Origin of the sequence: Burkholderia sp. HI4860 (assembly GCF_002223045.2) — a bacterium.
Lineage (GTDB): Bacteria > Pseudomonadota > Gammaproteobacteria > Burkholderiales > Burkholderiaceae > Burkholderia.
The window spans coordinates 594,860-615,655 of the sequence record NZ_NKFO02000001.1; the positions used below are offsets into that span (position 1 = coordinate 594,860).

20 protein-coding genes are annotated in these 20,796 nt (G+C 66.2%); 8 read left to right on the forward strand and 12 right to left on the reverse strand.

Annotated elements, in window-relative coordinates; genetic code table 11:
- Window positions 1-68: 68 nt before the first annotated feature.
- The 7 genes from CFB34_RS02715 to CFB34_RS02745 all read right to left on the reverse strand — a co-directional run bounded on the left by CFB34_RS02715 (window position 69) and on the right by CFB34_RS02745 (window position 10,656).
- Window positions 69-602 carry a CS1 type fimbrial major subunit gene (locus tag CFB34_RS02715; RefSeq protein WP_089443531.1) on the reverse strand — a complete coding sequence of 178 codons (534 nt, stop codon included), beginning with the start codon at window positions 600-602 and terminating at the stop codon, window positions 69-71.
- Between the two features lie 459 nt (window positions 603-1,061).
- Window positions 1,062-4,064, reverse strand: coding sequence for a hybrid sensor histidine kinase/response regulator (locus CFB34_RS02720; protein WP_089443532.1), 3,003 nt, complete (start codon window positions 4,062-4,064; stop codon window positions 1,062-1,064).
- A gap of 166 nt (window positions 4,065-4,230) precedes the next feature.
- A complete protein-coding gene (locus tag CFB34_RS02725; protein ID WP_089443533.1) occupies window positions 4,231-4,902 on the reverse strand; it encodes a response regulator in 672 nt (223 codons plus the stop codon).
- A 429-nt stretch (window positions 4,903-5,331) separates the two neighbouring features.
- A complete protein-coding gene (locus CFB34_RS02730) occupies window positions 5,332-5,526 on the reverse strand; it encodes a hypothetical protein (protein ID WP_089443534.1) in 195 nt (64 codons plus the stop codon).
- A gap of 106 nt (window positions 5,527-5,632) precedes the next feature.
- Window positions 5,633-8,692 carry an ATP-binding protein gene (locus CFB34_RS02735; RefSeq protein WP_089443767.1) on the reverse strand — a complete coding sequence of 1,020 codons (3,060 nt, stop codon included), beginning with the start codon at window positions 8,690-8,692 and terminating at the stop codon, window positions 5,633-5,635.
- 428 nt (window positions 8,693-9,120) lie between these two features.
- Window positions 9,121-9,948, reverse strand: coding sequence for a hypothetical protein (locus CFB34_RS02740; protein WP_089443535.1), 828 nt, complete (start codon window positions 9,946-9,948; stop codon window positions 9,121-9,123).
- A gap of 120 nt (window positions 9,949-10,068) precedes the next feature.
- Window positions 10,069-10,656 (reverse strand): SEL1-like repeat protein, encoded by a 588-nt coding sequence (locus tag CFB34_RS02745; RefSeq protein ID WP_089443536.1) that lies wholly within the window; start codon window positions 10,654-10,656, stop codon window positions 10,069-10,071.
- Window positions 10,657-11,015: 359 nt separating this feature from the next.
- Here CFB34_RS02745 and CFB34_RS02750 point away from each other — a divergent pair, with 359 nt between their 5' ends.
- Genes CFB34_RS02750 through atsR form a run of 3 tightly spaced genes read left to right on the forward strand, consistent with a single transcriptional unit; the run spans window position 11,016 to window position 14,251 of the window.
- Window positions 11,016-11,888 carry a helix-turn-helix domain-containing protein gene (locus tag CFB34_RS02750; protein WP_089443537.1) on the forward strand — a complete coding sequence of 291 codons (873 nt, stop codon included), beginning with the start codon at window positions 11,016-11,018 and terminating at the stop codon, window positions 11,886-11,888.
- Between the two features lie 42 nt (window positions 11,889-11,930).
- Window positions 11,931-12,434 carry a molybdopterin-dependent oxidoreductase gene (locus tag CFB34_RS02755; protein WP_089443538.1) on the forward strand — a complete coding sequence of 168 codons (504 nt, stop codon included), beginning with the start codon at window positions 11,931-11,933 and terminating at the stop codon, window positions 12,432-12,434.
- Window positions 12,431-14,251, forward strand: a complete 1,821-nt coding sequence (gene atsR / locus CFB34_RS02760) for a hybrid sensor histidine kinase/response regulator AtsR (RefSeq protein ID WP_089443539.1) — start codon at window positions 12,431-12,433, stop codon at window positions 14,249-14,251. The genes CFB34_RS02755 and atsR overlap by 4 nt, the downstream gene beginning before the upstream one ends.
- Window positions 14,252-14,295: 44 nt before the next feature.
- On the opposite strand, the gene CFB34_RS02765 is transcribed toward atsR, so the two are convergent.
- Window positions 14,296-14,715, reverse strand: a complete 420-nt coding sequence (locus tag CFB34_RS02765) for a secondary thiamine-phosphate synthase enzyme YjbQ (RefSeq protein WP_039369746.1) — start codon at window positions 14,713-14,715, stop codon at window positions 14,296-14,298.
- Window positions 14,716-14,725: 10 nt separating this feature from the next.
- A complete protein-coding gene (locus CFB34_RS02770; RefSeq protein ID WP_039369742.1) occupies window positions 14,726-15,052 on the reverse strand; it encodes a thioredoxin family protein in 327 nt (108 codons plus the stop codon).
- Between the two features lie 225 nt (window positions 15,053-15,277).
- Between CFB34_RS02770 and CFB34_RS02775 the strand changes: the two genes are divergently transcribed.
- The 5 genes from CFB34_RS02775 to CFB34_RS02795 all read left to right on the forward strand — a co-directional run bounded on the left by CFB34_RS02775 (window position 15,278) and on the right by CFB34_RS02795 (window position 18,583).
- Window positions 15,278-16,003: a flavin reductase family protein gene (locus CFB34_RS02775; protein WP_089443540.1), complete on the forward strand. Its 726-nt coding sequence runs from the start codon at window positions 15,278-15,280 to the stop codon at window positions 16,001-16,003.
- Between the two features lie 180 nt (window positions 16,004-16,183).
- Window positions 16,184-16,516, forward strand: a complete 333-nt coding sequence (locus CFB34_RS02780) for a DUF2322 family protein (RefSeq protein WP_089443541.1) — start codon at window positions 16,184-16,186, stop codon at window positions 16,514-16,516.
- A gap of 163 nt (window positions 16,517-16,679) precedes the next feature.
- Window positions 16,680-17,501, forward strand: a complete 822-nt coding sequence (locus tag CFB34_RS02785; RefSeq protein ID WP_089443542.1) for a hypothetical protein — start codon at window positions 16,680-16,682, stop codon at window positions 17,499-17,501.
- Window positions 17,502-17,711: 210 nt separating this feature from the next.
- Window positions 17,712-18,344 (forward strand): LysE family translocator, encoded by a 633-nt coding sequence (locus tag CFB34_RS02790; RefSeq protein ID WP_089443543.1) that lies wholly within the window; start codon window positions 17,712-17,714, stop codon window positions 18,342-18,344.
- Window positions 18,345-18,397: 53 nt separating this feature from the next.
- Complete coding sequence (locus CFB34_RS02795) at window positions 18,398-18,583, forward strand: hypothetical protein (protein WP_242808550.1); 186 nt, start codon at window positions 18,398-18,400, stop codon at window positions 18,581-18,583.
- Between the two features lie 103 nt (window positions 18,584-18,686).
- Here CFB34_RS02795 and CFB34_RS02800 read toward each other — a convergent pair whose 3' ends face one another.
- From CFB34_RS02800 to CFB34_RS02810, 3 genes are all read right to left on the reverse strand, one after another.
- Window positions 18,687-19,388 carry a YebB family permuted papain-like enzyme gene (locus CFB34_RS02800; protein WP_089443544.1) on the reverse strand — a complete coding sequence of 234 codons (702 nt, stop codon included), beginning with the start codon at window positions 19,386-19,388 and terminating at the stop codon, window positions 18,687-18,689.
- Window positions 19,389-19,532: 144 nt separating this feature from the next.
- Window positions 19,533-20,102: a hypothetical protein gene (locus tag CFB34_RS02805; protein ID WP_089443768.1), complete on the reverse strand. Its 570-nt coding sequence runs from the start codon at window positions 20,100-20,102 to the stop codon at window positions 19,533-19,535.
- A gap of 234 nt (window positions 20,103-20,336) precedes the next feature.
- Entirely contained in the window at window positions 20,337-20,795 is a 459-nt protein-coding gene (locus CFB34_RS02810) for an Lrp/AsnC family transcriptional regulator (protein WP_006486309.1), read from the reverse strand.
- Window position 20,796 lies beyond the last annotated feature (1 nt).

The following is a 20,796-nucleotide window of genomic DNA, read 5'->3' on the forward strand; positions in this document are numbered from 1 at the left end:
CCACGGGAATTCGGTGGAATGACAGCGAAGAGGGAACCCCGACGGGGCCGGGGTTCCAAGCAGGACAGTTACTTGTCACCGCCCGATGCCGCAACCGGCTCGAACACCATCACGAGGTCGCCGCTGTAGCTGCCGTTCGTGCTGATTTCGCCAACCTTGGTCGGTGCGTCGACGTTGATCTTCAGGTTGTGCACTTCGTCGAAGCCGCCGTTGCCCGACGTCACTTGCGTGATCTTCTGGGCCGCGCCGAACTTGACTTCGGAGTCACCCGCGTTGCCCGACAGCGTGACCTTCGCGTTCTTCATTTCGTACTTGCCGCTCGCCAGCTTCAGCGGTTGCGCGAGCGAAACGTTGAAATCGGCGTTCTTCGACCAGACGCGGACCGGCAGCGACTTTTCGAACTTGGTTTGCGTGTAGTCGGTGGCCTGCAGTTCTTCCGTGCCGTACCAGGTCGAGCCGTCCGGCTTCGACACGAAGATACCGTCGTTGATCTGGGCAGTCAGCGTGATCTTCTTCGACACCGTGTCGGCCTGTGCCGTATGTGCCATGCCGAACAGTGCCGTGGTGACGCCCATTGCCAGAACGATTTTGCTGAGTTTCATCGATTGATCTCTATTGAAAAGATTGATTTACGGAGATCGAATACAGATTAATCAATCAGTATTCAAACGCGTGGAAAATCAATTCCACTGACGTTATTTTCGATGATGAAAAGCTGGCGAGCGATAGGACAACTTTCCGTCATCCCTTAAAAATACCTAGTACACGTACGAAATAAAAAAATTCACCGGTCCAAATCGTTGATTGTCAGATCGTTTTAACTTTTATCCGTACCGGTGCTGCGGCTGCGGCGGCAAGCCATCGCTGCGGCCGCCCCGGTCGCCGGACGACCGGATTCGGCCATGCATCGCGGGGTCGTGCGATCGCATCCATGGGCGACAAACTCCTTTCCTCGAATGAAACAACTGCTGCCCGATTTCGCTTCAGGTTGGTTGCGGCCACATCGGGGCCGACTTCACCACGCCACGGCCAGCAGGAAGCGCAACGATCGCCGCGTCACCTCAACGGTCGATTCGCTCCAGCACATGCTCCATCTCCCTCCGGAACGCCGACCAGTGCAATTCGAACGCCCTCGCGCCCCCCGCGTTCACGGTCCCTTCCATCTGCGCACAGGCGTCGCGCGCGGCACTGTCGCCGGCCAGCGCGAAGCCGCCGCGAAGGGAATGAAGCTCCACCCTGAGCGAATCCGTGTCGCCAGCGGACACGGCTGCCTCGATCGCAGCCAGTGAGCGCAGCGTCGCCTCGCATAAAGTCCGCCGGATTTCATCGGTCATCACCGGCGTGACCTCGCTCAGGCCGGAATCGATCGCATCGGCCACCGCGTCACCGTGACTGCCATGCCGCCGCAGCACCGTATCGAGACTGTCGATAGACAGCGGTTTGAGTACCACCTCGGCGACGCCCACCTGAGCACAGCGACGACGATCCTCATCGGTCGCATGCGCGGTCATCGCGATCACCGGCACCTTCGCACCCTGCTCGCGCAGAAAATTCGCCAACGCAAAGCCGTCGAGCTGCGGCATGCTCAGATCGGTCAGCACGAGGTCGAACGGGTGCTCGAAGTACGCACGCATCGCCTCGATGCCGTTCTCGACGATCGTCGCGTCGTGCCCGAGCGCGTCGAGCTGATCGCGCAGCAGCGCGCGGCTGGCAGGATGATCCTCGGCCACCAGCACGCGCAGCGGTTCCACGTCATCGTGCCGGCCCGGCGTTTGCACGGCGTGCGCCGCATCCGGTTCGAGTTCGGCGCCCCGCCAGCCGGCCGGCGCCTCGGGCAGCGGCAGCGTCGCAGTGAACGTCGAGCCCTCGTCCACCCAGCTCTCGACCGTCAGTTCGCCGTGCATCAGACGCGCGATGCGGCGGCACAGCGGCAACCCCAGCCCGGTGCCGCCGAAGCGACGGTAGATCGACGGATCGGCCTGCATGTAGACGTCGAACAGTGTCGGCAGCGCCTCGAGCGGTATGCCGACGCCCGTATCGCGCACGTCGATCTCGACACAGCCGGCGCCACTGCGCATGAGCCGCGCCTCGACAGTGATGGCGCCATGCTCCGTGAACTTGATCGCATTGCCGACGAGGTTGGATACGAGCTGACGCAACCGCGTCGGGTCGCCCACGTAGCCGTCGGCCAGCTCCGCCGCGAGACGGCAGTCGAGCGCCAGCCCCTTCGCTTCGGCAAGCGGCCGGAAGATCGCGGCGACATCCAGCAGCACGCGCCGCAGATCGAACGGAATGTGCTCCAGCGCCATCTGGTTCGATTCCGCCTTCGACAGGTCGAGCACGTCGTTGATCGTATGCAGCAGCGCATCCGACGAGGAGACGATCGTCTTCAGGCGACGCCGCTCGACCGCCGGCAATTCCGCCCGCTCCATCAGCTCCAGGTTGCCGACGATTGCATTGAGCGGTGTGCGGATCTCGTGGCTCATCGTCGCGAGGAACGTCGACTTCGCCTTGTTCGCATCGTCCGCGGCCGCGCGCACTTCGCGCAGCTTGTCTTCGGTCAGCTTGCGGGCGGTGACGTCGGTCAGCGTGCACAACAGCACGTCGGCGCCACGGAATTTGGTGCGGACGATGTGCGCTGCGAGATACGTCGTGCCCTGTTCCGCATGCTCGACCGCCAGTTCCTGCTGCATCACGAAGCGCCGCTCTCCCGCGCCGGCCGGATGCCGCTCGCGATACGCCTGCCAGATGCGCTTGCCGAGCGGGAGCCCCGACACGCCGTCTTCATAGGCAAGTACGGCATCGTTGCGCACCACCGTTTCGCCGTCGGCCGCCGACAGCAGCAGCAAGCCGGCCGGCGCCGTGCGAATCAGGGTGCGGTTGAACGCCTCGCTTTCGATCAGGCGGATCGCACGCCGGTTCGCGGGGCGCAGCGCGCGGCGGTCGAACATGACGATCGCGATCCACAGCGCCGCGATCGCGAGCAGCGCGGCCGTGAGCGTCGTGCCAACGCCGACCGCGGTCGCCCTCGCCACGCTTCGCCACGAAAAGGTCGTCACCATGGCGAGGCCGGAATCCGGCAACCGGTCGCTGATGACGAATCGCGTGCCGACACGACGCACGACGACATGCCCGCCGGACGAAGCACGCATGTCGCTCATCGCGCGTTCGATCATCGCCGGATCGCGCTGCCGCCCGACCACGATGCTGCCGCGTGCGTCGACGACCGCCACGTCCTCGTCGCCGGACTGCGGCGACAGGATGTCGTCGAGACGGAACAGGCCGTTGAACACGAACCAGCCGAACGGGCGGCCGGCCGCGTCGTCGAGCCGGCGTGCGAACCGCACGACGGTGCGACCGACAATCGGATCGTAACGGCGATCGAGCGAGTAGGTGCCGCCATGCATGCCCGGCTTCTGCGTCGTCGCACCGGTCGGCATCAGGCGAGCGATCAGCGCTTGCAAGTCCGTATCGTGCGGCAGCGTCCGCGCGCGCGCGACGACCCCCGCACCCACAGCGCCGAGAAACGGGCTGTCCAGCCCGATCAGGTAGCCGCCAATCGGCTCCGCCTCGGCGGGCCGCGGCGAATATCTCAACTCACGGTCTGCTTGGGGAAGCAACGCTCCCAGATATCGCGCATACGATTCGGCCGGCCGGGCCGCCGTGACTTCAGCCATCGCGAAGAATGGCTCCCCACCGCCAATCGTGCCGGCAACCAGCCTGCCATGTCGGGCAGAGAAGCCCCGAAAAGCGTCGGTCGACGGCCGTGCCCCCTGGTTCCACAGCAGCTCCGTCCGGGTTCCGAAGGTCGCCAGCACCCTGTCCACTGCCTGCAGGTTCGCGTAGAACTCGGCCTCGCGCTGTAGAAACGTCGACCGCGCCTGCCCCAGGCTATCCTGCACGTCGAGCCGGACGACCAGCGCCGCGCACACGAGAATGAACGCCGTAACCGCGCTCCCGCCGCCGTACAGCAACACCTGCTGCTGCCGGCGCACGCGGCCCGGATCGAACGGTTTGCGGCCGGCGGCCGCATGCGCGAAGAGTCGTTTCAGTTTTGTGGGCATCGATGGGTATCGGTGGCGCCAGCCGGGAGCGCAGCGGCGGTTATGCACGATTGCGTCACGCCACGCACGGCCGGCCGATACACGCATGCCAGGGAGGCGAATCGCCTTGCGCCGCGCGATGCGATCGCCCACGTGCGACGACGCGAAGCCACGTTCGGCAAACCGCTTATTCGCCCGCGGCCGGCGTATCGGCCGACTCGTCCGGCAGTTGACCTTCGCCGGCATAGCGGATCAGGTCGGCGTCGCGCACGATACCGAGCTTCTTCATCGCGCTGGTTTTCTGCGAGCTGATCGTCTGCTTGCTGCGGTGCAGCTGGACGGCGATCTCGCCGACCGTATAGCCGGCGCCGAACAGCCGCACCACCTCGATCTCGCGCGTCGTCAGCGGGCGGGCCGCGTCCAACGTACCCGTGGACTCCAGCAGTTGCTTGATATGCGGCGACAGATAGTTCGCGCCGACATACGCCGCATGCACCGCGCCGACGAGGTGAGAAATCGCGTCCGACTTGCTCAGGATGCAGCCGACGCCCTGCTTGCGGATCGCATGCAGCACGCTCGGATTGTCGATCATCGTGATCGTCACGAGGCGCAGCGCGGGATAGCGGCGCTGCAGGAACGCCAGCAGCACGAGCCCGTCGCCAAATTTACCGCCGGGCATCACGTAGTCGACGACGAGCACGTCGCTCGGCTTCTCGTCGAGCGCGGCGACGAGATCGGTCGAATTGGACACGGAGCCGACGAGCCGGATCGTGCTGCTCTCGGCGAGCGCCTGCGACATCCCGATCGCGGATGACGGGTGGTCGTCGGCCACCATCACACGCACAAAGAATTCATCCATCGTCCCTGTTCTCCCCGAGGCTTTCGATAGCGCACCCGTCGGCAGCCGCAAGAGGCGGGCCGCCGTTCCGGTTCCGGTTCATCCAGCGACTGACCCGTCGCTTCGACACATCGGAGAATGCAAGCGCGCCTCGATTTTAAGATAAAACGCGGCAAAGACCGTAAGCATTGGCCGCAAGGCCGATGCCATGTCATGCCCGGCGGCACCTCGCGGTACAAGCGGCACGGGCGCACCGGCCGACTACGATCTGGCGGCGCAGGCCCGCATGCCGGCCACGGCAGGCGCGGCGGGCGCCGCACGCAAGCGACGCGCGGCACACGGCGGTACATGCGGCGATTTCCACGGCCACAGCGCCGCATTGCCCAAGGCCCCGCGGTTGCACGATCCCGCACCGCCGCAACGACTCGTGCCGCCGCGCCCGGATCGCCGCTACTGCCTACGCACGCGCTCGCCCGATTCGTCCCGCTCTTCTAGCTCCTGCCTCCATTCGCTGATCGCACGCCGCCTCTGTAGCGGCGACATGATCAGGAATTCGTTGATCCTTCCGAGAAAATCCTTTCGGGACTTCTCGGGAAGCGTAGCGAAATCAAGCAGCATCACGAAGACTTTCACCATGTAGCGCACGGTCTTCCCCTCTTCTCACCCGATTGATCTGCGCCGCCCCTGCCGGCACGGTGCGCTGCCTTCCATCCTTCGGACCTCGTCGTTGCCCGCGGCAACCGACACGTGTTCATGTCATGTCACCATGCGCGAGATACGCGATGTCCTGTGCTTGTAACCCTTCTCCCCGACCTGGCATGCCCCGCCGCCGCACCGTGCCCGCCAGCGCGGCGCGCAAATGCGCGAGCGTCACCGGTTTCGTCAGTACGCAGCCGATTCCCGCGTCGGCGTAGCGGCGCCTGTCGTCCGGCGCGACATGCGACGTGACGACCACCACGTCGCAAGCCAGGCCGAGGTCGCGCACCGCGCTCGTCAGCGCACTGGCCGATGTGTCGGCCAACGCCGCGTCCAGCAGCAACGCGTCCCACGCACCGCTGGCCAACAGGCCGAGCGCCGCTTCGGCCGAGCCCGCGATTTCCGCCTCGCAGCCCAGCACGTCGAGTTGCTCACGCAACAGCGCACTACCGACGGCATCGATGCCGGCGAGCATCACGCGCGATACGCGCGGACGGCCGGATGCTGCGGGATCGATCACCGGTGGGCGGGCAGCCTGCCCGCCCGCTTCGGCCATCGCCTGAGCGAGCGCGCCGCGCAAGCCGGCGAGCGCGTAACACGACACGCGAATCGTGTCGCCCGCCCGATACGCCCGAGGCGGCCCGTCCGGTGTCGCCAGCACGACCGGGCCGCCATCGCCCAGGCTGTCCAGCGCCGCGCGCGGCCACCCATCCGGCTCACCGAACAGAACGATCGCGGCGGCCCTGGCGCGGCGATCCGCTGGAATCCGCACAGGGTGCTCGTACGCGTCGGCGTCGAAACCCCACGCACGCAGATGCGGCAACGCGAAGCGCTGCCATTCCGTGCGCGCGACGAGGATCACCAGCACGCGCTCGCCACGCACGGGCTGCGCGTCGAGCGGCACGACGGCCACCCCGAGCGGCAGCGTCAACGTGAAACGGCTGCCGGTGCCCGGCGCGCTCGCCACGTCGATCCGTCCGCCCATCGCGGTGGCCAGGCGATCGCACAGCGCGAGCCCGAGCCCCGTGCCGCCGTAGCGGCGCGTGATCGTCGCGTCGACTTGAGAGAACGCCTGGAACAGCTTGTGACGATCGGCGCCCGCGATGCCGATGCCGGTGTCCTCGACCGCGATCGACAGTTCCGCGTCGCCGCGGCCCGCCGACGCGACCGACACGCGCACGGACACGTGCCCGTCGGCCGTAAACTTGATCGCGTTGCTCAGCAGGTTGCCGAGCACCTGACCGAGCCGGGTCGGATCGCCGCGCATCCGCTGCGCACCGCTCACATCGAACTCGCAATACACCGGCAACCCCTTTTCCTTCGCGACGGGCGCGAACGCGCCGAGGGTGCGCTCGATCACGCCGGCCACGTCGAATTCGATCGTTTCGACCGTCATCGCGCCCGCCTCGATCTTCGAGAAATCGAGAATGTCGCTGACGAGCCCGAGCAGGCCTGACGCCGCCGTGCGCAGCGTCTGCACGCGGCCGTGCTGCGGCGCATCCAGCGCGGAACGGTCGAGCAGTTCGAGATTGCCGAGAATCACGTTCAACGGTGTGCGGATTTCATGCGTGATCGCCGCCAGGAACGACGACTTGGCCGCGTTCGCCGAATCGGCCGCGCGCACTGCTTCCTCTAGCTGCTGAACGAGTTGCCGCCTTGCCGTGACGTCGGCGACCGCGACGATCAGCACGTCGATCTCCTGGTAACGTGCGCCGCATGCGCTCACCTCCAGATGCAGCGGCGCCGCACCCGCGTCCGCATCGGCGAGCACGAAATCGGTCTGCAGCGTGCCGCCGGCCGCACCGCTCGCGGTGAACGCGTCGTAGCGCGCGACCGCTTGCGCGGACAACGCGCGATAATCGCTGCCGAGCCGCGCGATCATCTCGGCCAGCGCGGGACTGACGAGCATGAAGTGGCCATCCGCGCGCGAGATCAGGCCGAGGCCGATCGGCGCCGTCTCGATCACGCTGCGGCACAGCGCCTCGCTGTCGAACACGCGCTGCGAGCGCGCATAGACGGACGCGAACAAACGGCGATGGAAGCGCACCAGCAGGATCCACATGATCGCGATCGTGAGCAGCGACGCACCGAGCAGCACGCTCGCGCGCAGCGCGACGTTCGCGACGACGGCCGTCCAGGGCAACGCATAGGCAAGCGTCCAGCCCGTTGCATCGAGCGTGCCGTGGAAGATCACGAAGCCGTCGCGGAATGTCGCCTGTTCCGGCGCCGTGCGATCACGCGACACGTCGAGCGCCAGCAGGCGGCCCGTGCGCGCGTCGGCGGCGGCCACGCCCGGGCTCGCCGCGACGAGGCGGTTGTTGCCGGTCGTCACGAAAAATACGCCGTCGACCGGATGGTCGGGCAGCCACGACAGCAAGTGCTCGGGGGCGTACTCGGTGACGAGCACCGCGAACGGCTTGCCGTCTGCCTGCGCCTGGGCGGCAAGCCGGATGCGCGCGGCACCCGAGACCGGATCGATGAACGGCGGCAGCCAGCGCACATGCGGGCGACTGGCGGCGCCGGGCACCTGTGCCGGGGCGTCGCCGAAGTCGATTCGCAGTGCGTCCATCACGCGCGCGCGGCCCTCGGGCGTGGCGAGCGCGCTGCCGCCGGCCCCCGAATCGGGCACGAGCCCGAGCAGGCTCGTGCGCGTGCTGTAGTGATAGCCGACGAGCGTGTGGCCACGATTGATGGAACTGGCCGCGCAGATGCGCGCCAGCAGCACCGACAGCGACAGGTAACGCGCCACCTCCGTGCGATCGGCCGCCTCCCGCGGCACGCCGAACACCACGGACGGATAGGGCTTGATCGCGGCCCGCTCCCCGTCTTCGTAGAACGCATCGACGACGCTTTCAGGCGCGGGCTCGATCCCCCTCCAGATCAATTGCGCATTGGTCACGCCGTTGCGGAACGATGTCTCGCTCACCTTGATCTCGTTGAGCGTCTGCACCATGCCCGTCAGGAAGTTGTGCCGCTCGCCGTCGAGATAGGCGTACACGATCGAACCCATCCCGAGCGCGCAGGCGATCAGGATCAGGATCGTGACGACGATCCCGCCGCCGAACACCGAGATGTTCTGATAGCGACGGATGGACTGGAGCGGACTGTATGGCATGTCGCGAAGCGACGACACCGGCGCACCGGGATGCGTCTGCATCCGGCACCGGTATCGTGGACGAAAGTGGCCCAGGGAATTGGAATGCCACGATCATGCCAAACGGTTCCCCTAAAATCAGTCCGGAATGGACGATTTAGTACACGTCCAATATATTTTAATTATGATTTGGAATTTGAACGAAATCCGTGCCCCCATCCGGTCGCCGGTGGCAAGGGCGATGTCCGTGATTGCGGAATCTGCGCCGGTTGCAAAAAAGCGGAGGAGCGCCGCTCTCCGGCTCTCGCCCCGCTTCGAAAACATGCCCGGCCAGCGGCCGTCACAGCCGCGTCGTTCGCTCAGTTCTGCGTGAGCGGATTCAGTGTCGTGCACAGGAAGCCCGTGCCGTTGTTCGCGTTGAAGTCGAACGCCATCATCGCCGGCGTACGTCAATTGACCTGCAACTGGCCACCGCGGCCGAGGCCGCCCTTGACGTCCTGCGCCTTGTAGCTGCGTAGTGCAACGACCATCTTGTTGTACGCGTCGATGAACGCGACGACGGTCGCCTTGCCTTCCGGCGTCGACGAGAAGCCGGCGAGCGCGCCGCCCACGCCGCCGCCGAAGCCGCCCAGCGCCGCGCCGTAGTTGGTCGACGTCGAGCTGCCTTCCGACGCCGCGATCTGCACGGCCGAGCGCACGTCGAACAGCGTCAGCGTGACGACCGATGCCTTCGTCTGCAGGTGGCCGGCCACCGCCGCGACCGCGCTGTTGCCGATCAGCCCGCCGATCATGCTGCCGATGCCGCCGATCGGCGAATCGTTGATGACGATCTGCGGTTCCATGTAATAGTCGGCCGCGACACGCTGACCCTTCTGCTGCTTCGAGCCCGCGCGGTATTCGCCCGAGTTGCGCTGCAGCTGCGTGATGCGCGACAGGCGCGCGTCGCTCTTCTGGTTGCCGATCGACGTGATCACGAAGCAGTTCGACTGCTGCACGGCCAGGCGCAGCAGCGGGTCGATCGTCGTCATCTTCGTCGCGCTGCCGAACGGGCCCCACCAGTCGGCGTTGCGGCCGTCATCGACGGCGATCGTGCCGAGCGGCGACGCACAGCGCTGCAGCCCCGAATCGGCGCCGGCGCTCGCGCCGCCCGCGGCGGCACCGGTCACGCCCGCGTTCTGCCCGCCGGGCGTCACCACGCCGCCGCAACCCGCGACGGACGCGCAAAGCGCTGCCACCAGCGCACCTTGAGTGAGACGTTGGGAAAGGATGGTCTTCATGTCGTTATCGATCGATTAGAGTCGTTGTTCGGCTTATGTGTTCGTGCGAACTTCGATAAGCCCCCCGGCCGGCGCGCGATGGTGGTCTCCCCGCTGCTGCCCCCGTTGCTTCAGGCCCGGTCAGTAGTACCAGTACGTCTGCTGCCAGACGCCGTAGTACGGATAGCCCGAGTACCAGTAGCCGTAATAGCGGTCACGCCATTCCGTGCGCCATTTCCAGTCTTCTTCGTCTTCCTTCTTGGCCTTGCGCGCCAGGTCGAGCAGCTTCTTCGACTCCTTGTCGCCGCGGCCGGCCGCGATCGACAGCCACTTCTCCGCCTCGCGCGCGTCGGAGCCCATTTCCTCGAGGCCGAACAGGTAGAAGCTGCCGAGCGCCTTCTGCGCCTGCAGGTCGCCACGCTCGGCGGCTTCGCGCATCCACTTGAGGGCCTGGTAGCTGTCCTGGCGCACGCCGTCGCCGCGGAAATAACGCAGACCGAGGTCGTAGGCGGCCTTCGGCTGGGTCTTCGCGGTCTGCTTCAGCGCAGCGATGCGCGGGCTTTCCTGGTCTGCCGAATCATCCCTTTTTTGATAGGACACCTGATCTTTAGGACGATCGGAACAACCTGTGTCGTCGCAGATCCGCACCGTGTTGCTGGTGATCGACGGATCCTGCGCGCACGCGGCCAATAGCAACAGCAGCCCCGGTGCGAGTAAACGGCGGTACATTGTTACTTCCCTCAGGTTTTATTGGCGCCGCAATTCTGCGAGCTATCCCACCCCCGTGAGCTCGCACCCGGCGGCGTGCGGCGCAACGGATACAATCCGCCAACGCCGACACGCATTCCAAGGCTCTCTCAGGTTCTCTCTTCGAATCGTTCTGTCACTGCTTCTTTGCCGGCGCTTTTCGATGGTCCGACTGCGGCCGGTATCGATCTCCAAACATGACGCAACAAACAATAGTGACGTGGTGAGCAATAATAATGAAGAAAAATGGCATGTCAAGGTCATTCGCATTTCCAAAGTTTGCATGACGCGTCAGTTTTGATATGCTCACCCTCGCAAAAACCCTTGGAGACCCCATCGAGATGTCCACCACCGAGCAGGCCAACGTCGATCTCATCACCGCCAACAAGGTGCGCGACCTACTGAACCGGAACGGCATTCCGCCGCGAAGTCACAACACGACGATCGCGAATGTGCTCGGCCTGAGCTTCTCGGTCGTCACGCGCAAGATGAAAGGCCTGATCCCGTGGAATCTGTCGCAGTTGCAGGACATCGCGACGCACTTCGGCGTGCCGCCGGCGATCCTGCTCGACGACAAGGGCACGCAACCGGCCACCGCCGAGATGATCGACGCGACGCTCGTGATCGAGTCGCGGCGCTTTCGCTGCCGCGCCGCGATCTCGTCGAAAGCCAGCAGCCAGGCCGAGACGGATTTCGTCGCGCTGCAGTGGCAGGGCGAATGGCTGATCACCGAGCGTCAGCACGCGCGCGAGGGGCGCACGTATCCGGTCGACGTCATCGAGCTGCGTTCGGCCCAGCCGAACGTGTATGCGGCGCGCATCGCGGTGGTGGACGATTCGCAGGACGTCGCCGAAACGGTGTGTGAATATTTCATCGAGAAAGGCGTGAACGCGATTCCGTACTTCGACGGCGCAACGTTCCGCAAGGCACTGGAAGTCGAGGATTTCGACGGCTACATCCTCGACTGGATGCTCGGCGACCAGACGGCCGCCGAACTCGTGCGCGGCATCCGCTCGAGCGAGAACAGCGGCGCGCCGATCTTCCTGCTGACCGGCAAGATCTCGACCGGCGAAGCCAGCGAGGACGAGATCGCGCACATCGTGTCGCACTACAACGCGCGCTGCGAGGAAAAGCCGGTGCGCCTGCCGATCCTGTTCGCCGAAGTGGCGCGCGAACTGAAGATCACGCTGCCGGCCGCCGCCGCCGCGAACTGAGGCGCCAACAACAAATCACCACTGCACGACCGAGGGCAAGACATGCGAATTTCGACCATCTGGACCAAGAGCCTGCTGACGGCCTGCCTGCTCGGCCTGGCGGCCGCGACCTGGGCCGCGTCGTCGTTTACGTTCACCGTCGACGGCAAGATCGACAGGCACAACCAGCAGGGCAAGAAGGCGTACGTGTTTTCCGAGCAGGCTCTGATGGCGCTGCCGCAGCACACGATCGTCACGTCGACGAGCTGGACGCCGAAAGCGGCCTTCACCGGCCCGCGCCTGTCCGACATCCTGAAGACCGTCGGCGCGCACGGCACGCAGATCGAGTTCCGCTGCATCGACGAGTACACGTTCACGATTCCCGTGTCCGATGCCGATCGTTACGGCGTGATCCTCGCGCGGACGATGAACGGCAAGGTGCTCGGCAACGACAACTACGGCCCGCTGTGGATCATGTACCCGCGCGACCAGTATCCCGATGAACTGAAGACGCCGCTCGGCGAAGCCAAGTTCGCGTGGCAGATCATCGGCCTGACGGTGAAATGAACCGCCGGCGATGGAAAAATAGAAAAATCATCCTGGTCCTCGGCTCGCTGTGGATCATGGGGTTCGCCGCGTGGGCGTTCCTGCTGTGGGATCTCCTCGCCACTTCGGTCAACGAGGGCGTGCTCGAGGGGCCGCGCGAAGGCGTGTTCTGGACGGCCGCACAATACCGCAACGTCTATACGCGGTTCGACCGGCAACTGATCCTCTACGCGACGCACCAGGACGACGACTTCGACCACGTGCAGATGCAGCTCGACAGCCTGTCGGTGTCGTTCGGGTTCCTGCAGCGGCCGTCGGAGGTATCCGAGTACTGGCTGCGCATCCCGCGCGCGCGCAACGAGATCGACGCGCTCGGCGAATTCATGGCGCGCCTGAAGCGCGAAGTGCCGTTGCTGCGCGATTCGCCGAAAAACGCGCAGCAGGTCATCGACGATGTCAATGCGTACTGGCCGAAGGTCAACGGCCTCGCGAACTATTTCCGCGCGATCGAGATGGCGCAGCGCGACTTCACGTTCCATCAGCTCAAGGAAAAGCAGCGCGCGATCCTGATCCTCGGCATCGTGCTCGGCGTGATCCTGTGTGCGCTGTTCCTGCTGCTGTTCTATACGATGCGCACGCGTGACGACCTGCTCGAACGGCAGGACGCGGCGCTCGACGCCGAACGCAAGGCATCCGACCGCGCGTTCGAAATGATCGAGGCGAAGAACGCGTTCCTCGGGATGGTCAGCCACGAGTTGCGCACGCCGCTTCAGGCGATCTGCGGATCGGTCGAGATCCTGCTCGCGCGCCCGCAGTCGGAGGCCAACCTGAAGACAATCCGGCGGCTGCAGAATTCCGCGTTGTCGCTCGAGGCGCTCGTCAAGGATCTGACCGACTACATCAAGCTGCGCTCGACGAAGCGCCTCGCCGAACGGGAAACCGTGGGCATGGCGTCGCTGCTCGCCGAGGTGCTCGATCCATTGCGCGAGAAGATCGCGGCCAAGCGGATCGCGGTCGCGCAGCAGGTCGAGCCGCACGACCTCGCGATCCGTTCCGATCGCAAGCTGTTGCGCCAGGTGCTGTCGAACCTGATCGAGAACTCGGTCAAGTACACGCTCGGCGGGTCGATCGACGTGTCGATCATGCTCGCCGACGCGCCGGCCGGCCCACAATTGAAGATCGCCGTGCGCGACACGGGCGCCGGCATCGCGAAGCCGCACCTGTCGAAGATCTTCGAGCCGTTCTATCGCGCGAACGACGCGGTCGGGCTGCACGTGGACGGGATCGGCATGGGGCTCGCCGTCGTGCGCGAAATCGTGACGACGCTGCGCGGGCATGTGGACGTGCGCAGCGTCGTGGGCGAAGGCAGCGAGTTCGTCGTGACGCTGCCGGTCGAAGTGCCCGGTATCGACACCGCCGGCCACGCGGCCGGCGACGCGCTTGCGCTGCCGCACGCGGCCGCACACCGCGACCGGCGCGCGCTGGTGGTCGACGACGACGACAACGCGCGCGAAACGCTCGGCGCGATGTTGTCGGCGCTCGGCATCGACGCCGATCTGTGCGGCACCGGGCAGGACGGCGTCGCGCGCTTCGGTACGGGCCATTACGACATCGTCGTGATCGATCTCGAACTGCCGGACTTGAGCGGCTTCGAAGTCGCGCGGCGCATTCGCGCGGTTGCGGTACCCGATGACGATGGCCGGCATCCCGCGATCCTCGGCGTCAGCGCATATGAATCAGCCGCGCTGCGCGAGAACAAGCAGGTGTTCGACGCATTCCTGCCGAAGCCCGTCCACCTGCGCGAACTCGGCGCGCTCGTCGAGAAGCTGTTCGCCTGAGCCGGTGCGCCGGCAATGCGCGGCGTGTTGCCGCTTGTTGCCGCTTACTCGCCGATCAGGTGCAGCACGATATCCCGGCGGTGCGCCGCGCGGCGATGCTCGAACAGATAAATTCCCTGCCACGTGCCGAGCACCATGCGCCCCTGCTCGACCGGGATCGACAATTGCACCTGCGTGAGCGCCGTACGCAGGTGCGCCGGCATGTCGTCGGTGCCTTCGGTGTCGTGCTCGTAGCGCGTGGCGTCCTCGGGCGCGAGCGTCGCGAAGTAGCGCTCGATGTCGCGCTGCACCGACGAATCGGCGTTCTCCTGGATCAGCAGCGACGCCGAGGTGTGGCGACAGAACACGGTGAGCAGGCCGGTACTGATGGCCTGCTGGTCGACGAACGCGCGCACTTGCGACGTGAATTCGACGAGGCCGCTGCCGCGCGTGTCGATGCCGATATGCGTGATCGCCTGTTGCATCGTCGTGACCTCAGGCCAGCGCGGCGAAGCCGTCGGCTTCGATCTGTTTCGCGTCGGCGGGGCGCACGACGCGCGCGACTTCGACGCCGTCGCGCAGGAACACCAGGGTGGGCCACAGCTTCACGCCGAACGAGCGGCCGAGCGGGCGGCCCGGGCCATCCTCGATCTTCAGGTGCCGCACGGCGGGATGCGCGGAAAACGACGCGACGATCGCCGGCTGCGCGCCTGCGCAGATCCCGCACCAGTTCGCGCCGAATTCGATGACGGTCGGGCCGCCCAGTGCGTCGACTTCCGCGCGCGTCGGCGCGTTGGCGGTGTAGCGTTGCTCGGTATCCATCAGTCCCTCGTGTGCGTTGGCGGAACAGGCCGCGCGTGCCCGTGCGACGCGGCGGGCGCGGCCTGCGATCTCCTACTGTAGCGGAAAAGCGCGCGCGATGCCGGGCGCTCCTGCCCCGCGCAAAGGCCGTTCCCGCCCCTGCGGAATGACACGACAAGATTCGGAGCGCCACGCCGTCGTGACAGGATCAGCATGCGGACTGATCCCTCAACGAAGGCACCGCTCATGAACGCCCCGCATTGCGTCACCGAACCGAACATCCTCTATTTCGGCACGCCCGTCGTGCTGGTCAGCACGCTGAACGAAGACGGCACGGCCAATCTCGCGCCGATCTCGTCCGCATTCTGGCTCGGCTGGCGCGGGGTGATCGGCATCGCCGCCAGTTCGCAGACCACCCGCAACCTGCTGCGCACCGGCGAGTGCGTGCTGAACCTGCCGTCGTCGGCGCAAGCGGATGCGGTCGACCGGATCGCGCGTACGACGGGCACCTACCCGGTGCCGGACGGCAAGCGCGCGAAGGGCTACGTGTACGAACCCGACAAGTTCGGCACGGCCGGGCTCACCGAAGCCGCCTCGCAAACCGTCGCGCCGCCGCGTGCGCTCGAATGCCCGGTGCATATGGAAGCGGTCGTCGCGGCCACGCATGGCATCGGTGAAGACGCGCCCGACGTGCGTGGCCACATCCGCGTGTTCGAGTTGCGCATCCAGCGCGTGCACGTGCATCCCGACCTGCTGATGGACGGCCACGCGGACCGCATCGATCCGGACAAGTGGTCGCCGCTGATCATGAGTTTCCAGAAGTTCTACGGCCTTACGCCGCATCAGGTGCATGCATCGCGGCTCGCCGAGATTCCCGAGCACGCGTATCGCAGCCCGGACATCGAGCGCTCGCGTGATGTGGGCGTGCCGGCTGGCGCGATGGCCGGCGACACCTCGGACGGCTCGGCCTGACGGACCGGCTGCACTGCGCGGGGAGGTTGATCGCACAGTTGCGCGCCGAGGCGACGCTCGCGAAACACGGCCCCTCCGTCGAGGCGCGCGCGGCGTGCCGGCCGGTGCGCAAAGGCCGATCGGATAAGATACGGCCGGCCATGCTCATTGGCCCCTGACCGAACCGACGGAGTGTTTTCAGTGATTCAACCGACCCCAGTATTCAAGGACAACCTCGCGCAACTGCCGGCCATCGACGGCGTCGCGCGCATCGATCTCGTCGGCGCAAACGGCGACGTGGTCGCGACCATCGAGAACCAGCCGGGCAAGCAAGGCTCGCTCGCGGTGTACCACTACCTGAAGCAGGCATTCGGCACGCTCGACGCGAAAGCCGCCGAGCACGGCCTCACGGTGTTCGCCGAACACACGGCCGACGCACGCAACCGCCCGGGCGCGCATCCGAACGTCGATCGCCTGCTGGCCATCGTCGGCGGCGGCGAAGCGCTGCGGATCGACGTCGTCGCGAAGGGCTGAATCGCCGGCGGCACACGCGCGTGCTGCCGGACGGTGCGCGGCCGTGACGCGCGGGCGCAAACCCGCGATCATCGCGCCCGTCCCCCTTTCCCCGGAGACCACCCAAGTGTCCCGTTTCGTTGCGTTGCCGTTTGCCCGCGGTCTTGCGTCGAGCGTATCGATCATGTCGATCGCAGCCGTCGCATGTGCCGCGCTCGGCGGTACGGCATCGGCCGACACGCTGCGTACGACCTCCGATATCGCGGGCGCGTCACTGGTGCCGCTGGGCGCGCTGCCGCACTCGCCGGAGAACGGCTCGCTCGACCCGTTCTGCACGCAATATCGCGCGAAGACGACCACCGCGGCCGGCCGCGAAGTCGCAAAGCGCGACTGGATCGTGACGTCCGAAGCACCGCTCGGCCGCTACACGGTCGTCACGTTCGCGAGCGGATTCAGCGCCGGCACGAGCGCGATCTGTTTCGCGCGCAACGGCAACGTCGGCGTGTTCGACGGCACGACGCTCGTCGCGCTCGGCTACACCGCGCGCAAGGCCGGCTGGCAGCTCGGCACGGCCGACCGGCTGGAAAGCGGTGCGCTGCTGATCTGGGGCGGCGACGGCCCGGCGCCGCCCATCGGCGAACTTCACGAAGAGAACGGCGGCCTGCGCCTGACCCGAGTCGCGCCTGAAAGCACTTACTGCCAGGGCCGCGCGGTCGTGCCGAACGTGTACGGCAAACCGCTCGACGTCGCGCGCCGGATCCTGATCGCGAAAGGCTGGCAACCGCTGCGCCCGCGCGAGAAACCGGATGCGACTGACGGAGCAGCGACGCTCGCGAAGCACGGCATCATCGAAGCCGAAGCGTGTTCGGGCACCGGCGTGGGCTATTGCGCGCTGCGCTACCGAAACGCAGCCGGCGTGCTCGGCGTGACGACGGTCGGTGGCGAGCCGGACAAGCCGTCGGCGAACACCGTAATCGACTATCAAGTGGCCTGCCGCAAGCGTTGAGCAGGGCGGCGATCGCGCACGCAAGGCGCTGCATGGGCGTATGCCGTTGATGCAGCGGCGGGCACGATCGGCGTGCCGCAGGCAGCGCATCGGGTTTGACGATCGGCCTCAACGGCCGGCCAGCCCATCGTCCGTTCGTTCGATTGACCGGCCTCGCGCGCCCTCCTAAACTGACCTCCCTTTTACGCGGCATCCACTAAAGGGACGCCCATGATCGACCTCTCCACGCTCGTGCTGTTCTCCGGCGCGTGTCTCGCACTGACCGCCACGCCGGGCCCCGACATGCTGCTGATCGCGTCCCGCAGCGTGAGCCAGGGCCGGCGTGCAGGTTTCGCGACACTCGCGGGCATCCAGGCCGGCACCTACTGTCACGCACTGGCGGCCGCGCTGGGGCTGTCGCAGCTCTTCGTCGCGGTGCCGCTCGCGTATGACGCCGTGCGCTTCGCGGGCGCCGCGTATCTGCTGTATCTCGCGTGGAAGACGTTCCGTTCGGATGCGACCGCACTGTCGCCCGTCGCGTCGCCGCGACGCCACTCGACCGCGGCGATCTTCCGTCAGGGGCTGACGACGAACCTGCTGAACCCGAAGATGGCGCTGTTCGTGCTCGCGCTGTTTCCGCAGTTCGTACGGCCCGGGCACGGTTCGATCGCCGTGCAGATTCTCGTGCTCGCGACGGTGCTGAACCTGATCGGCCTCGTCGTGAACGGCGCGGTCATATTGTCCGCGAGCCGCCTGAGCCGGCGGATCGGCGCGCGCCGCCGCCCGTCGAAGCTGCCGCAGTATCTGCTCGGGTCGGTGTTCGTGGGGCTGGCGGCGCGGTTGGCGGTGGCGGGGCGGCAGTAGTCGTGAACCTGCCGGAGGATCACGCCGGTGCAATCGAATGAATGAGGTTTGGTATGAGAACCTATGACGATCTGCGCAAACGCGCATTGTCCGACCCCGAGTTGCGCGCTGAATACGATCGCCTGAATCGCGAGGAATTTGCCGCGCTCGATGCAATGCTTGTTGCGCGGCGCGCGGCCGGCGTAGCGTCGAGCAATATCGTGGAAGACACCGATGCAAGCGCGCCCATCGGGAAATAACACCGGCTCGCGCTCGTGGCGAGCCGACGCGCGCGATCACTCGATACGCCGCTCAAGCAGACGACGGCCGGTGACGCATGGTTCGTGCTCTCGCTCGTTCGAGTCAATCGCTATCCGGATCGTCACCTTCTGACACGTTTTCAACGCCGCCGCGTGTATCCGCCACCACCCGCAACGCCCCGCTCCTCAGCAAGCTCGCCGGCGTCACCGTGCGGCGGCGCCACGGAATCCGGCCGAAGTACCAGATCTTCCAGAAGCCGAGCGGATGGTCGGGATTCCGGCGCAGCAGCATGTCGAAGGTCTCGACTTCGCCGAGCACGATCCGCGTCGCATCGCGCACGACTTCGCGCACGAAGCGCGAGCAGAACTGCCGGCGCGACGCGAGATTGAACCCCGTGTCGTACACCACGCCGATCCGGCGCATCGCCGCGTCAACAAGCCGGCGCCGCTGCGCGGCATCGAGCGGCTGCTTCAGCCGCGCGATCACGCACGCGCCGCGATCGGAGCGCGCAAGAAACCGCGACATCGTCGTGACGCGCGATAGCGGAAACGTGCTCTCCGCAATCAACGGCTCGCCGCCGCGCTCGCCGACGACGATTCCGACGTGATTCGTCCACGCGCGCGTCGCGCTCGCCACTTCGAGAAACGGCCGCACGGTCACGCGGATGAAGACGATGTCGCCGATCTCCGGGTCGATCGGCAACGGCATGTCATGCGGATAGGAAGAACCCACAGAGAACAGACGCCGCCGGCCCGCTTCGGGCGAACGGATCATGAGCGGCCGGCAGCCGGCATCGACAACCATACGGACCTCGCGCGAGTGGAGATGGCGCGAGCATGTCAGCAGCCGCCGCGCACCGCATCCGCTTCCTGCACGAGGGCGGGTATCCGCGCCGCCAGGTGGCGGATTTCGATACCGGCGTGAAGCGGTGCGCGGGTGCCGAAGCCATCAGCGCGTCGCGCCCAGTGCCACGCGCAGCCGCTCCATCAACTGCGTGTAGTAGCGCAGCACGTCGTCCTTCGGCACGACATTCGCTGTCGCGAAACGGTCCGACCACGCCGGTTTCCATTCATACGCGCCGTGCACGCTGCGATCGCCGTCGGGCGCCTGGATCAGCGAGCGGATCCGCGCATCGCGGCCCGGGCCCGTATGCACGTCGAACAGCGCGTGGATGTACGTGTGATACGCGTCGTACACGTCGTCGTCGAACAGGTAGCGGTAGATGTGGAACGTGCGGTCGAGGTCGCGCTTCGCGCGGATCACGTCGTCCGGCGAGATGTCCTTCCAGTAGCCGATCCACGTGTAGAAGCACAGCAGCGCATTGAGCTGCGGCGCGACCGCGTCGTACAGCGCGAGCCGCTTCTCGATCAATCGCTGGTTGGTCCACTGCACGAGTTCGAGCCGCTTCAGCCGGCGCGCGACGAGCCAGCCGAGACACGCGACCGACAGCGGCGTCAGCACGCCCAGCACGAGCTTGACGATTTCCAGCGAATTCCACGGCGTGTTGATTGGCTGCATGAATGGCCCGACAAGAAGAAACGCATTCGCTTCTGCGCAGCATCCGGCGCGGCGCAGCGCCGCCTGCCCGATCGCGTCGACATTGACCGTTAGTTGCTCGCGCATCGAACGTCATGTGACGACACAGGCAACAGGTTCGAAGCGGCGTGATTCGTCAGTCTATCGGACGATTGTCACCGAGCCGTGACCGTTCGTCGACCCGTCGTCGTCACAAGGCCGTGCATCGGCGTCACACTAGGTCGGCAGCGCCGACGTGAGCTTGACCTTCTGCATCGGGATGTCGGTCTTCACGCTCAGCACGCCCGGAATACGCGTGAGGTATTCCATCTGGAAGCGCCGGTAATCGTCGATGTCGGCCGCGACGACGCGCAGCAGGAAATCGCAATCGCCCGCCATCAGGTGGCACTCGACGACTTCCGGCATCTGCTGGACGGCCTCGGCGAAACGGTTCACCGATTCCGCGTCCTGCCCCTTCAGCCACACGCGCGTGAAGATCGTCAGCCCCTTGCCGACTTTCGCGGGATTCAGCACGGCCACGTATTTCTCGATCACGCCGGCTTCCTCGAGGAGGCGCACACGCCGCAGGCACGGCGACGGCGACAGCCCGACCTCATGCGCGAGCTCCACGTTCTGCATGCGGCCGTCGCGCTGGAGCGCGCTCAGGATCCGGCGGTCGATGGCGTCAAGTTTCATT

Coding starts and splice junctions, on each gene's coding strand:
- CFB34_RS02735 (WP_089443767.1), bottom strand. CDS start 8,692: ATGCCATACAGTCCGCTCCAGTCCATCCGTCGCTATCAGAACATCTCG.
- CFB34_RS02740 (WP_089443535.1), bottom strand. CDS start 9,948: ATGAAGACCATCCTTTCCCAACGTCTCACTCAAGGTGCGCTGGTGGCA.
- CFB34_RS02715 (WP_089443531.1), bottom strand. CDS start 602: ATGAAACTCAGCAAAATCGTTCTGGCAATGGGCGTCACCACGGCACTG.
- CFB34_RS02795 (WP_242808550.1), top strand. CDS start 18,398: ATGAGAACCTATGACGATCTGCGCAAACGCGCATTGTCCGACCCCGAG.
- CFB34_RS02805 (WP_089443768.1), bottom strand. CDS start 20,102: ATGCAGCCAATCAACACGCCGTGGAATTCGCTGGAAATCGTCAAGCTC.
- CFB34_RS02765 (WP_039369746.1), bottom strand. CDS start 14,715: ATGCAACAGGCGATCACGCATATCGGCATCGACACGCGCGGCAGCGGC.
- CFB34_RS02755 (WP_089443538.1), top strand. CDS start 11,931: ATGCGAATTTCGACCATCTGGACCAAGAGCCTGCTGACGGCCTGCCTG.
- CFB34_RS02810 (WP_006486309.1), bottom strand. CDS start 20,795: ATGAAACTTGACGCCATCGACCGCCGGATCCTGAGCGCGCTCCAGCGC.
- CFB34_RS02770 (WP_039369742.1), bottom strand. CDS start 15,052: ATGGATACCGAGCAACGCTACACCGCCAACGCGCCGACGCGCGCGGAA.
- CFB34_RS02785 (WP_089443542.1), top strand. CDS start 16,680: ATGTCGATCGCAGCCGTCGCATGTGCCGCGCTCGGCGGTACGGCATCG.
- atsR (WP_089443539.1), top strand. CDS start 12,431: ATGAACCGCCGGCGATGGAAAAATAGAAAAATCATCCTGGTCCTCGGC.
- CFB34_RS02725 (WP_089443533.1), bottom strand. CDS start 4,902: ATGGATGAATTCTTTGTGCGTGTGATGGTGGCCGACGACCACCCGTCA.
- CFB34_RS02750 (WP_089443537.1), top strand. CDS start 11,016: ATGTCCACCACCGAGCAGGCCAACGTCGATCTCATCACCGCCAACAAG.
- CFB34_RS02775 (WP_089443540.1), top strand. CDS start 15,278: ATGAACGCCCCGCATTGCGTCACCGAACCGAACATCCTCTATTTCGGC.
- CFB34_RS02800 (WP_089443544.1), bottom strand. CDS start 19,388: ATGGTTGTCGATGCCGGCTGCCGGCCGCTCATGATCCGTTCGCCCGAA.
- CFB34_RS02790 (WP_089443543.1), top strand. CDS start 17,712: ATGATCGACCTCTCCACGCTCGTGCTGTTCTCCGGCGCGTGTCTCGCA.
- CFB34_RS02745 (WP_089443536.1), bottom strand. CDS start 10,656: ATGTACCGCCGTTTACTCGCACCGGGGCTGCTGTTGCTATTGGCCGCG.
- CFB34_RS02720 (WP_089443532.1), bottom strand. CDS start 4,064: ATGCCCACAAAACTGAAACGACTCTTCGCGCATGCGGCCGCCGGCCGC.